At 33.7% G+C, this 13,369-nt stretch carries 11 protein-coding genes; 5 read left to right on the top strand and 6 right to left on the bottom strand.

All coding sequences use genetic code 11. From position 1 onward, the window contains the following. Nucleotides 1-2: 2 nt before the first annotated feature. The 3 genes from H603_RS0112235 to H603_RS0112225 form a co-directional block, all read right to left on the bottom strand. Nucleotides 3-824 (bottom strand): Cof-type HAD-IIB family hydrolase, encoded by an 822-nt coding sequence (locus tag H603_RS0112235; protein WP_026708884.1) that lies wholly within the window; start codon nucleotides 822-824, stop codon nucleotides 3-5. A 71-nt stretch (nucleotides 825-895) separates the two neighbouring features. Beyond that, nucleotides 896-1,711 carry an SDR family NAD(P)-dependent oxidoreductase gene (locus H603_RS0112230; RefSeq protein ID WP_026708883.1) on the bottom strand — a complete coding sequence of 272 codons (816 nt, stop codon included), beginning with the start codon at nucleotides 1,709-1,711 and terminating at the stop codon, nucleotides 896-898. Nucleotides 1,712-1,831: 120 nt separating this feature from the next. Next, nucleotides 1,832-2,782 (bottom strand): PhoH family protein, encoded by a 951-nt coding sequence (locus tag H603_RS0112225; protein ID WP_026708882.1) that lies wholly within the window; start codon nucleotides 2,780-2,782, stop codon nucleotides 1,832-1,834. Between the two features lie 195 nt (nucleotides 2,783-2,977). On the opposite strand from H603_RS0112225, the gene H603_RS0112220 reads away from it, so the two are divergent. The 5 genes from H603_RS0112220 to dnaN all read left to right on the top strand — a co-directional run bounded on the left by H603_RS0112220 (nucleotide 2,978) and on the right by dnaN (nucleotide 7,808). After that, nucleotides 2,978-3,808 carry an SAM hydrolase/SAM-dependent halogenase family protein gene (locus H603_RS0112220; protein ID WP_026708881.1) on the top strand — a complete coding sequence of 277 codons (831 nt, stop codon included), beginning with the start codon at nucleotides 2,978-2,980 and terminating at the stop codon, nucleotides 3,806-3,808. Nucleotides 3,809-3,829: 21 nt separating this feature from the next. Continuing rightward, on the top strand, nucleotides 3,830-4,126 hold the full coding sequence (locus H603_RS0112215; protein ID WP_026708880.1) for a putative quinol monooxygenase: 297 nt from the start codon (nucleotides 3,830-3,832) through the stop codon (nucleotides 4,124-4,126). 44 nt (nucleotides 4,127-4,170) lie between these two features. Beyond that, a complete protein-coding gene (gene gldF / locus H603_RS0112210) occupies nucleotides 4,171-4,896 on the top strand; it encodes a gliding motility-associated ABC transporter permease subunit GldF (RefSeq protein WP_026708879.1) in 726 nt (241 codons plus the stop codon). Beyond that, nucleotides 4,896-6,581, top strand: a complete 1,686-nt coding sequence (gene gldG, locus H603_RS0112205; protein ID WP_026708878.1) for a gliding motility-associated ABC transporter substrate-binding protein GldG — start codon at nucleotides 4,896-4,898, stop codon at nucleotides 6,579-6,581. The genes gldF and gldG overlap by 1 nt, the downstream gene beginning before the upstream one ends. Before the next feature lie 108 nt (nucleotides 6,582-6,689). Beyond that, entirely contained in the window at nucleotides 6,690-7,808 is a 1,119-nt protein-coding gene (gene dnaN / locus H603_RS0112200; protein WP_026708877.1) for a DNA polymerase III subunit beta, read from the top strand. Between the two features lie 824 nt (nucleotides 7,809-8,632). Here dnaN and H603_RS0112195 read toward each other — a convergent pair. The 3 genes from H603_RS0112195 to H603_RS0112185 all read right to left on the bottom strand — a co-directional run. After that, entirely contained in the window at nucleotides 8,633-10,573 is a 1,941-nt protein-coding gene (locus H603_RS0112195) for an OmpA family protein (protein ID WP_026708876.1), read from the bottom strand. Between the two features lie 11 nt (nucleotides 10,574-10,584). Beyond that, a complete protein-coding gene (locus H603_RS0112190; RefSeq protein WP_026708875.1) occupies nucleotides 10,585-11,496 on the bottom strand; it encodes a PorP/SprF family type IX secretion system membrane protein in 912 nt (303 codons plus the stop codon). Nucleotides 11,497-11,548: 52 nt separating this feature from the next. Continuing rightward, nucleotides 11,549-13,369 (bottom strand): gliding motility-associated C-terminal domain-containing protein (locus tag H603_RS0112185; RefSeq protein WP_026708874.1); only part of this gene is annotated, 1,821 nt, incomplete at its 5' end.

The raw sequence follows: 13,369 nt of genomic DNA, 5'->3' as shown, positions 1-13,369 counted from the left end.
CTCTACTTCTTTAAAACTTCCGCATCTAAAAATGAAGCTGCTAAGAATTTTGCAACGCCATCAAATTCATTTGTATCTATAATTTGCAATTGAGGTAATTTCTTTTTCAGACTCTCTGGGGCATTCCCCATTATATAGCCATGAGCGGTCGCGGTTAACATTTTTTCATCATTGTATCCATCACCAAAAGAAATTGCATTATCGAATGTTACATTTTCTATTTCTAAAATTTTTGAAATTGCTACACTTTTGTCTACTGACTTATCCATGAATTCCAAGCAGTATGGCAAACTAAAAGCATGACTAAATAAGTGATCATGATTTACTAGAATTTTGTCTCTCAATTCAATTAACTTCCCGTGACTTTCATGAGTAAAAAACATTTTAATTGCCTTTAAATCTGTCTCATTTTTAAAGTTTACAACCTCAGGGCGGTAATTTAATTCTTTTTGAAATTTGTTTAATTTCTCATTGGTTTTATTTGTTTGCCACACATCTTCCTTAAACAATACCGTAGTGAATTCAGGATCAATTTCTAAATCTAGAACAGATTTGATAGCATCACTTTCAATATCAAATGAAAAAAGCAAGTCCTTGTTTGGATTATGAATTCTAGCCCCATTTGACGTTACTAGATAGATGGGGAAATCAAATCCAGCTACCAGTGGCATGGCATCGAGATGATGTCTACCAGTGGCTACAATAATTAGATAATTTCTATCATACAATTCTTTAAAGATCTTCTTACTATAATCAGATATTTGATGTTCCTTGTTTAAGAGTGTACCATCTAGATCTGTTATTATTACTTTTATATTATCCATTTTTTGTTTTCGAAAATTATAATTTAGACTGCAATTATTAGTCCAATTACTTGAAGTTGTTGAAGAATCTATTATTTGAAAACTGATTTTCTAATCACTTTTCCAAATAACCTGTATCCCATATTATTTCGTAAAATATTGAGGCACCTTGCATCAAAACCTATGGTATGTCTCTTAAAATTACTTGAAGGATTCTCTGCAATTTTGAAAACTTTCTTGATTATAGCCGGTTTTAAATCTTTATTCTTTTTCGTCTTCTTTTCGACAATTGAACTTATTCGATCCATCAAATTATTATAAGCTGTAAGCGAAGAACGATCAGACTTGGTTACATTACTTTGAAAATTTGAAGGTGTATTTCCAAACTGAATAGTAGCCACACTTATATTAAAAGCAGCAAGTTCATAAGCCATACATTCAGAAAAACTTTCTACAGCATGTTTTGTGGAGTGGTAAAAACTCCCCAACGGCAAATTCACTAAACCTGCAATTGAAGTGATATTTATAAATTGTCCTTTCTTTTGTTTTCTAAATTCAGGAATGAAGCTCCTACATACTTTAACAACCCCAAGGTAATTAACATCTACAATGTTTTTTATTTCTTCATCTTCTGATAATTCCACGAAACTTCTATATCCTATTCCAGCATTATTTATGACAACATCAATAGTACTAAAGTCTCTCATTATTTCCTTTTTTGCAGCAGCAATACTCTCACTGCAAGTAACGTCAAGCACATAGCAATGGATATTATCTTTTTCGGCAAGTTCATTTGCATGGCTTAAGCATAACATTGTAGCAATAACGTTCCAGCCGTTTTGGGCAAAGTGAAACGCCATTTCTTTTCCTATTCCGCCTGATGCACCAGTAATGACAACATTTTTCAATTTATTATATTTTTATCATGTGTTCTTTAAGCTATTAAAATCACATATTATTTAATAAAGGCGACCCCAATTGGGGCCGCACTTCAGCAATATACTTTTTATTTTTGACAGGCAAAAACTTTAATCCTGATTTTCGATTTGCTTGTAGGCGTCAATCACTTTTTTAACTAATTTGTGCCTCACAATGTCTTTGTCATCAAGATAAATTATTCCTATTCCTTCAACATCTTTTAATACAAGAAGCGCTTCTTTTAAACCAGAAATCGTTCGTCGAGGCAAATCGACCTGCCCAGGATCTCCAGTCACCATAAACTTGGCACTTTTTCCCATTCGAGTCAAAAACATTTTCATTTGGGAATGCGTCGTATTCTGTGCTTCATCCAAAATAACAAATGCGTTATCTAGCGTTCGTCCTCTCATGAATGCTAATGGCGCAATTTGTATAATCCCTTTTAAAATATAATCCTCTAATTTTTCATTTGGCAACATGTCTCTAAGTGCATCGTATAATGGCTGCATGTAAGGATCTAGTTTTTCCTTCATGTCCCCTGGTAAAAACCCTAAATTCTCTCCTGCCTCTACTGCTGGACGAGTTAAAATAATGCGCTTAACTTGCTTTTCTTTTAGAGCCTTTATAGCCATCGCTACACCCGTGTATGTTTTTCCAGTTCCAGCAGGACCAACGGCAAAAACCATATCGTTTTTATTAATGGTATCGACGAGTAATTGCTGGTTAGGCGTCATGGCTTTAATGATTTTACCACCTACGCCGTGAACTAGAATTTTATCATTTCCAGCCATCCTTTTATCATCTTGCGGATCGCCTAGAATGACACGCTCAATCACGTTATCATCTATTGTATTGTATCTTGTAAAATGAACCATTAAACGTTGAAAACGTTTTTCAAATTCATCTAAAATTTCTTTCTCGCCGAATGCTTTCAAAGTAGTCCCTCGCGCTACAATTTTAAGCTTTGGGTAATATTTTTTAATTATTTCAAGGTGAGTATCTTGAGCACCCCAAAAATCTTTTGGAGCAATGTCTATGAGTTCGATTATTCTTTCGTTCAAAAGTTGTAGTTTTAAATTAAAATTAGTTGATAAGTAATTCTATTTTTGTGCAATAATAAAATGAGATTAAATTTCCCTAAACAGTTCGATTTTGTAACCTATTTTTGCGTTTTTGAATTTACTATTATTAGCTTTGCACTTCTCAAATTTAATGAAAATTATTTTTAGACAACACCATTAGTTATAAACAAATTTATGTCAATAATTACCCTTACTACAGATTACGGTTTAAAAGATCACTTTGTTGGTGCATTGAAAGGGAAGATATTATCTGAATATTCTGAAGCTAAAATTATTGACATTTCTCACCACATCGATCCTTTTAATACTGTCGAGGCGAGTTACATTGTAGGCGCTGCTTACAGTAGTTTTCCTAAAGGCACTGTACACTTAATTGGTGTAGATATGGAATTAAATAAAGAGAACCAGCATATTGCCATGCAATGGAATGATTCTTATTTTATTGCTGCTGATAATGGTATTTTAAGCATGCTTTCGCAAAAAATTGTCCCTCAAAAGATGGTTGCTATAAACATACATGATCGGTTACCAAGTGACGCTTCTGGTATGGATGTTTTTGTAAAGGTTGCGTGTCATATTGCAAAAGGTGGTTTGCTAAATGTCATTGGTAGAGAAATTGCTACTATAAAAGAAATTACTGCTTTAAAAGCTGTGATTTCAGATACTAATAATGCTATAAAAGGGCATGTTGTTTACATTGATCATTTTGGGAATGTGGTTACTAATATTTCCAAACAACAATTTGTCGAAGTTGCCAAAGGCCGTCCTTATGAAATTATTATGAGAACGAAGAATATCAAAACTATTCTACCCAATTATTCAGCCATAGCAAGTTCAGAAAAATATCCTATTAAAAATTATGAAGGTGAAAAACTAGCCATTTTTAATGAAGCTGGCTATCTCGAAATCGCAATTTTTAGGAGCAATCCTGCAACAGTAGGTTCGGCACATAGTTTACTTGGATTGAATTATAGAGACGTCGTTTCTATCGAATTTAAAAATTAAAATCTAACAAATCACAATTTCATGTTTGTACGTATTGTAAAATTGAGTTTTCACGAAGAGAATATTGCTGCATTTTTAGAAAATTTCGAAACTATAAAAGATCAAATTAGAGCCACTCCTGGAAACCTTTTATTAGAATTGTACCAAGATAAAACCAATCCCAACATTTTTTTTACTTACAGTTATTGGGAACAAGAAGCCGACTTAGAAAATTATCGCAATTCTGATTTTTTTAAAGAAGTTTGGTCTTTCACAAAAAAATTATTTAACGATAAGCCTGAAGCTTGGAGTGTTGACAAACTCGCTAGTTTGCAATAAATACTAATCGACTCTCTCATACGTTTACATATAAAATACGCACAATGAAAGCAATATTATTTCGCGAAATCAATTCGTTTTTTGGCTCGACCATAGGCTATTTGGTTATAGGTTTGTTCTTAATTTTAAACGGTCTGTTTCTTTGGGTATTTCAAGGAGAATACAATATTTTAAATACTGGTTTTGCTGATCTCTCTCCTTTTTTCACCTTGGCTCCATGGATCTTAATTTTCCTTATTCCGGCGGTTACCATGCGCAGTTTTTCTGATGAAAAAAAGCAAGGAACGCTAGAGTTACTACTTACAAAACCATTATCCCTATCTGAAATTATAGGTGGTAAATTCTTTGCTGCTGTATTATTAATTGTGATTGCTATTGTACCTACTTTTATTTATGTTGTCATGATTTCTAATTTGGGAATGCCCGAAGGGAATATCGATATGGGAAGCACAATAGGAGCTTATGCTGGCTTACTGCTTCTTGTAGCCGCTTATGCTGGAATAGGGATTTTTTGTTCAACACTTTCTGATAATCAAATTGTTTCTTTTATCATCGCAGTATTCATTAGCTTTTTATTTTATTTTGGTTTCGAAGGCCTGGCTACTTTACTACCTGATTATGCTTCTTATATTTCATTTTTAGGTATGCAAGATCATTTTAAAAGTATGGGGCGAGGCGTTATTGACACAAGAGATGTGATCTATTTTGCGAGTATCACAGCTGTTTTTCTTTCGATAACAAAGTATAATCTCAAATCAATCCAACTGTAATGAAAACTACTAAAGATAAAAATTTAAAATCATTATTATTAATTGTACTATTAATACTAGTGGCAAATATTGTCAGTAATTTTTACTTTCATCGTTTTGATTTAACTAAAGACAAGCGCTATACTTTATCCCAAACTTCGTTAGATATTGTAAAGCAAGTACAAAATCCGCTTTCGATAAAAATTTACATGCAAGGTGAACTTCCCGCTGAATTTAAAAGACTGCAGCAAGAAACACAGCAATTACTTGAAGAGTTTCAAGCGTATAATAAAAATATATTTTTCGAATTTGTAGATCCTTTGAAAGAGGAAGAGACAAGTATGGAAAACATAAAAGAGTTGTATCGAAAAGGGTTGACACCGGTTAATATTACCGTAGATGATAAAGGGAAACAATCGCAAGCAATGGTTTTTCCATGGGCTATTGCAGTGTATAACAATAAAGAAATCAACATTCCTTTATTAAAAAATAGAATGGGTGCTACTATTACTGAGAAGGTCATTGGATCTGTTCAACATCTCGAGTATTCAATTGCCGATGCCTTAAATAAATTAACGGTTTCAAGGCAAAAAACGATTGCAGTAATAAAAGGTAATGGCGAGTTGCCAGATTATGCGATGGCAAAATTCTTACTACAAATGAGAGAAAGCTATCACATAGGTCCATTTACATTAGATTCTGTAGAGACCGACCCTATTAATACTTTAAAGGCATTACAAAAGTATGACCTAGCTGTGATCGCTAAACCTACAGAGCGATTCTCTGACGAAGAAAAACAAGTTCTTGATCAATATTTAATGCATGGAGGGAAAGCGCTATGGTTGGTCGATCAAGTTTCAGTTGAGATGGATAGCTTGTACAATGAGACTGGTTCTACATTAGCATTTCCTAGGGATTTGAATTTAAATGATATGTTCTTTAAATACGGTTTCAGAATCAATCCTGATATTGTAAAAGATGAACAAGGAAGCCCTATAAAACTAGCTACAGGCGAGCAAGGAAGCGGTACCCAATTTCAGGATTTTAATTGGAAATTTGCTCCATTAGTTTATCCACAAAGTCAGCACCCTATTGTTAAAAGTTTGGGAGGAATCAAATTTGATTTTGCCAACCCTATTGATACTTTAAGAAATGGAATCAAGAAGACTGTCCTCTTAGAATCTTCAAAATATTCAAAAAAGTTAGGAACCCCTATCGAAATTAATTTGGATATCGTAGCCGAGGAAACAAGTCCTAATCATTATATCAATACAGGGGAAATTCCACTGGCAGTACTATTAGAGGGATCTTTTAGCTCTATGTATGAAAATAGAGTTTTACCATTCGAACAAGTTGATTTTCAAGCTAAGGGAGCAAAATCAAAAATGATTGTAATTGCAGATGGCGATATTGTTAAAAATCAATTGGACAAAGAAGGCCAGCCTGTCGAACTAGGATTTGATCAGCGATCAGGAAATTTATATGATAATAAAGATTTTATGCTGAACTGTGTTAATTACTTGATGGATGACACTGGACTTATTAACATTAGAAGCAAAGATTTAGACTTACCATTGTTAGATAAAGAGAAAGCTTACGAACGTTATAGTACTATACAAGCGATAACTATCGGGCTTCCAATTCTGATATTGGCAATTTTTGGTGTTGCATTTACCTACTTAAGAAAAAGAAAATACAGTAAGTAGATGTTGATAAAAAAGTTTCAATACTAGAATAGTTTACGATATATTTGTAAAATGTATTGTATTTTAAATTGATCTAAAATATATACCACAAAAAATAAAACAAAACAGATGAAATTTATAGTATCGAGTTCATACTTATTAAAACAGTTACAAGTTTTAGGAAGTGTTATTAATAGTAGTAATACTTTACCAATTTTAGATAACTTTTTATTTGAATTAAACCATAACGAGTTAACCGTTTCTGCGTCGGATTTAGAGACAACAATGTCTGCAAATTTAGCTATCGACTCAACTAGTGAAGGTAGTGTTGCTGTTCCTGCAAAGTTGTTATTGGAGATTTTAAAAACGTTTCCTGAGCAACCGTTAACTTTTACTGTAGAAGAGAATAGTACTATCGAGATTAGTTCAAATTCTGGTAAATACGCATTAGCATATGCTCCAGGAGAGGAATTCCCTAAGGCTGTAAATCTTGAAGAACCTTCAGTTACGCTAGTTCCTGCAGATGTTTTAGCTACAGCTATTAGCAAAACAATTTTTGCTGCTGGAAATGATGATTTAAGACCCGTGATGTCTGGAGTCTTTTTTCAGTTCTCTCCAGAAGGATTGATCTTTGTAGCAACTGATGCTCATAAATTAGTGAAATATGCACGTACAGATGTAAAAGCATCTCAAGTTGCAGATTTTATTATGCCAAAGAAACCGTTAACTATATTGAAAAATATCTTGACATCATCTGATGCAGAAGTAAAAATAGAGTACAACGATTCGAACGCTACTTTTTCTTTTGACAACTACATTTTGATGTGTCGTTTAATTGATGGGAAGTATCCAAATTACGAAGCGGTAATACCAAAAGAAAATCCTAATAAGTTAATGATTGATCGTTCTCAATTTTTGAGCTCAGTACGTCGTGTTGCTATTTTCTCTAATAAAACTACGCACCAAATACGTTTGAAAATTGCTGGTGCAGAGTTGAACGTTTCTGCTGAAGACATTGATTATTCGAATAAAGCAGAAGAAAGACTAACTTGTGATTATCAAGGTGACGATATGCAAATAGGTTATAACTCACGCTTTTTAACAGAGATGCTGACTAATTTACAGTCAGACATGATCATGCTAGAAATGTCATTACCAAATAGAGCAGGTATTCTTACTCCAGTTGATGGATTGGAAGAAGGAGAAACAGTAACCATGCTAGTAATGCCAGTAATGCTTAACAGTTAACAAATTATTAAGTTTTTGTTATAGTAATATTTTTGTACAACGATAATTTTACTTATCATTGTGATTCAGAAAACGCTATTAACCAAACCATTTTTTATACTAAAAAAACCGCTATTTCCTTTTTAAAGGATATGCGGTTTTTTTTTGCATTTTATTCATCTATTTGCAGATTACCATTCCCCATCTTGATATATATAATTGTAAGCATTTAACATCTTTAATTGAGTATTTACAACTCAATTTAAAGCGACTTAACAAAAGAGCCCCTTCTATTATAAATCAGCCTTAAGAACGTCCAAAACATCTCAAGTTTTGTAAGTTTAGATTCATTTGATTATCTATGAGATTTGTCATTCTCAAAAAGCATGCAATAATTAACGTCAAATGGAGCAAGTTGATGTATGAATGTAACATAGTTAAACCAGCTAAAGGTTTATTGAATATAAAACTTAAGTACATTTTTCTAATCGCAATCTTTCATCTCAATTAAACGATTTAGCGTATACACCTAATTTATGCTCCAATACGATACCAATATGGAAATCTAATAATTGAGTATCATAATTAGTATTAAGCCTTTATTATCATAAAAGATATTGAGAGCCCATTTTACACGATTTGTTAAACAGATACACTATTGCAGATAAAAGGAGCTACATATCACATCTCATATACTTAGGGCGCGTCATATTAACTTGTAGAGTATAGTGCTGTAACTATGAAGGATTAATATGTAATTACAATAGTCAAATAGCATAGAAATACACATAAAAAAAAGCAGTGTATAAATACACTGCCTTTTCCTTCTAATTGAATGTCATTTCTTAATTAAGAGACATGATAATAAATTCGCTTCGTCTGTTTAATTGATGTTCAGCTTCGGTACATTCTACACCATCAGCACATTTATTGATTAGCCTAGACTCACCGTAACCTTTACTAGTTAAACGATCTGCACTAATACCGTTATCGATTAACCATTTCATTGTAGACTTGGCTCTTCTTTCCGACAAGCTTTCATTGTATTTACTACTAGCTCTACTATCAGTATGTGAACGAATGTCAATTTTCATTTTAGGACTTTGTTGCAACACATCAAGTACTTTGGAAAGCTCTAATGCAGCATCAGGTCTAATATTAGACTTATCTAAGTCAAAGTATATAATTGGAATTTCTAAGAACTTCGCTAAGTCATCCCCTACTTTAACTTTCTTAACAGAAGTTTCTAATGCGATTGGCAAATCAGTACTACCGTTCTCATCTGGGATTGACACACTAACTTCTTTTGTAAAGTAATTTTCTTTCTCAGCACGAACGTAATAATTATTATCACATTCTACATTGAAAGTATAAAGCGCTTTATCATCAGCAGTTGTAGATTCAATTAAGTTATGTTCGTTATTGTATAATGACACTTTAGCATTAGGTAATAATTCTAAAGTAGCAGCATCTGTAATCAAACCAGATAGCGCTTGCTCACAACCAATTCTTCTTAGCTCCTTGAATTTATAAATATCATCAAAACCTAAACCATTAACTTTATTAGATGAGAAAAATCCGTATCTGGTATCTAAGTCAATCCAATAAGCAAAATCATCAAAAGGAGAATTTATATCAGAACCAATATTTTCAATTCTTTTAAAAGAACCATCTGCATTAATTTTAGACATGAAAATATCTAATCCTCCCATACCTGGATGCCCATCTGAGGCAAAATAAATCTCATTATCTTGACTTATAAAAGGAAAAGTCTCCCTTCCTGGTGTGTTAACTAATGGCCCTAAATTAACTGGTTTTCCATAAGAATCTTTTCCAATGATAGCAACTTTAAACAAATCTGATTGACCTAAAGTTCCAGGCATATCAGAGGCGAAATATAAAGTTTTCTCATCTGGACTTAGAGTAGGATGCGCAGTGCTGTATTCATTACTATTAAATGGCAACTCCTTAATATCTGTCCATTCGTTATTTTTTAATACCGCTTTATAAATTTTTATAAGGGTAATTCCGCTTCCATTTTGACCTCTTTTACCATCTAAATAATTATTTCTAGTAAAGTAAACTGTCGAACTATCTTTAGTGAAAACTGGAGTAGACTCATTAAATTTAGACTTCAAGTGGTTATCAAAACGTTCTACTTTACTTGGATTAAAATTTTCATCTAAATCACTACTGTATAAGCTTGTAAAATATTGATCTGTCCAGGTGTGTATTCTTTGACCTAAACTCCCTGTATCACGAGCTGAAGTAAAAACTAATTTGTTGTTATACACGGTCGAACCATAATCAGAATATTTTGAATTGATAGTAGTTTTACTAATATCATATCTACCTGAATTCGCTTTAATTCTTTTCAAATAATCTTCCTCATTACGAAAGAACTTAGCTCTATTATCATCCTTAGCTATTGCACTAAATTTCTCTAAGTACTCATCAGCTTTTTTGTTTTCACCAATTGTCTTAAGTGATTGAGCGTATCTATAATAATATTCTTTATCGTAATCAGACCCTAGAGCAAATAATTCAGTATACCACTTAGCGGCACTTTGAAATTCACCATTAAAATAATATGCATTCCCTAGTTTTTGAAAAATTTCTGCTGATTTATAACCTTTTCCGGCAATGCGTTCAAAAGTTTCAATTGAATTGATATAAGCAAAGTTATTATATTGAGTTTCTGCTGTATTCAACTTAGCCTTTTGCGAATAAGCACTAATCGAAATAATGCTTAAAAACATTATATAAAGGAGTATGTTTTTTTTCATGTGATGTTTTTTTAGAAGAATCTAGGAGTAGTTATTCTTTTATTATTTTTGAAGATCTCATATCTAAAAAATATTTCATGTGATCCCGAATTGTAATTATCTAATTTGGTTGTAGCCAAATCATAAGCATAACCAATGTACATTGAATCTGATATTTGAAAACCAGCCATAGCAGTAACTGCTGCGCTCCATCTATATGCCAGTCCAAGTGAGAATTTATCATCATATAACACGTTAGCAGATAAATCCACCTGTAATGGTGCCCCTTGCACTACTTTAGTTAAAAATGCTGGTTTCAACTTTAAGTAATAGTTCAAATCAAAGACATAACCCCCGATTAAGTAATAGTTAATTTTTTCTGTGTAAATCGCTACTTCGTTATCATCATAACGATCTGTTTCAATAAAGTTAGGAACAGATAACCCTAAATAACCACGATCAGAGTGTAGGTATAAACCCGCACCTACATTTGGCGTAAATTTATTATTATAATCAGTTAGCGTTCTATCCCCTTGAGATTCTGGGTTTAGTCTAGATACATCCAAATCAAAAAGATTTGCAGTACCCTTCACTCCAAAACTCAACTTATAATTTTCGGAAGTTGGAATAGAATAAGAAAGATCAACAGAAAAAGCATTTTCATGTGTCGGTCCAATTTTATCACTTACAATGGATACACCTAAACCTAGATTAGAGTTATTGAGCGGTGTGTTTACTGATACAGCATTAGTAACAGGGGCACCATCAAGTCCAACCCATTGAGTTCTATGTAAAGCGAATATACTCAACGCTCCTCTCGAACCTGCATAAGCGGGGTTGATATTAATAGTGTTGTACATGTACTGTGTGTACTGCGCATCTTGTTGTGCAAAACCAGCTAAACCAGTAAATACCAATGTGTAAATTAATGCTAATTTTCTCATTTATCAATTTTTTGTAGCTGTGGCCAAAATTGGCCACAGCTAGTAAATTTATTTATCTAGATAGGTACAAATAACCATCTTTTTTATTGTTCTGAATATTACCTAATCCATCTACAGATTTATAAGTAAGAATGTAAAAGTATGTTCCGGTAGGCAATCCGTCAGATTGAGAGATTGTTGTTCTACCATTTGAGATACCTCTAAATGAATTGTTTTGATTGTCGTAGTTTCTCACTTTGTAAACTAGTACTCCCCATCTGTTGTATATTTCAACTTCATTTTCAGGGTAACATGCTACATCAGCAATATTGTCGATTACAAATATATCATTTATTCCATCATTATTAGGAGAAAAAGCATTATGAACTTCAATCGCTCCACAACCTAATACAATACCACAATCATCGTTAACTTCCATGTTCACTGTCATGTTAATTGGACAAGCAGTTGTACTTACAGTGTATCTAAAGTTATAAGTACCTACTGGAACATCAAGTGGAGTAAAAATGCTTCCCACTAATTTACCAGTATTATCATCTACCCAAGTACCAGTTGTAGGTACACCTGTAGGTAATAGCGTATTCAAGTCATAAGTATCAACACCACTATTACAAACTTCCTCAATAACTGTTGGTAAGTCGTTTGTTGCTTCCCCTACATTCACTACGATATCAGCTGTACTACAATTTGCAACGCTAAGCTTATCGCATATCTCGTATGTTAAGTTGTATACTCCAGCAACTATACTTGCATTTAAAGTGATGTTACCTAAAGCGTCTATAGCTATTTGATCGTTTGTACCCGATACAATTCTGAAATTAACTTGATCCGCAGTAAATGCACTTCCGTTTACAAGGTCGTTATCAAAGATGTTTCCAACTGGCGCAAGACCTGTTGTATTACAAACAGTTGTTGTATAATTATCATCATTTGCCACAATGCTGTTTCCAATCACAGTTACCGTTACCGTTGCTGTATCACAGTTTGTTGGGTTTAACACCTCACAAATTGTGTACTGTACCGTGTATTCTCCGGCTGGAGTATTCGGCGCAACTGTTACTGTTCCGTCTGCTGGATTCACTGTTAATGGTCCGTTTGGTGTAGAAGTAATAACTACATCTGCTGGGTTAACTGGTGTTCCGTTCAACGTATCGTTTGTTAATACACTTGGAGTTGTTCCTCCTGCACCACCGTCAATTGGTCCTAGTGTATCATTAACTGCATCAATTGGTGATTTCTCAACTGTAACTGTTACTGTTGCTGTATCACAGTTCGTTGGGTTTAATACCTCACAGATTGTGTACTGTACCGTGTATTCTCCTGCTGGAGTATTCGGTGCAACGGTTACTGTTCCGTCTGCTGGATTCACTGTTAAAGGTCCGTTTGGCGTAGAAGTAATAACTACATCTGCTGGGTTAACTGGTGTTCCGTTCAACGTATCGTTTGTCAATACACTTGGAGTTGTTCCTCCTGCACCACCGTCAATTGGTCCTAATGTATCATCAACTGCGTCAATTGGTGATTTCTCAACCGTTACCGTTACTGTTGCTGTATCACAGTTCGTTGGGTTCAGTACCTCACAGATTGTGTACTGTACCGTGTATTCTCCGGCTGGAGTATTCGGTGCAACGGTAACTGTTCCGTCTGCTGGATTCACTGTTAAAGGTCCGTTTGGTGTAGAAGTAATAACTACATCTGCTGGATTAACTGGTATTCCGTTCAACGTATCGTTTGTCAATACACTTGGAGTTGTTCCTCCTGTATTACCATTGATAGGTCCTAATGTATCATCAACTGCGTCAATTGGTGATTTCTCAACTGTTACCGTTACTGTTGCTGTATCACAGTTTGTTGGGTTTAATACCTCACAAAT

The organism is Flavobacterium frigidarium DSM 17623 (assembly GCF_000425505.1).
GTDB lineage: Bacteria > Bacteroidota > Bacteroidia > Flavobacteriales > Flavobacteriaceae > Flavobacterium > Flavobacterium frigidarium.
The sequence above is the reverse complement of the archived record's forward strand: the minus strand, read 5'-3'. Positions and strand labels throughout refer to the sequence as shown.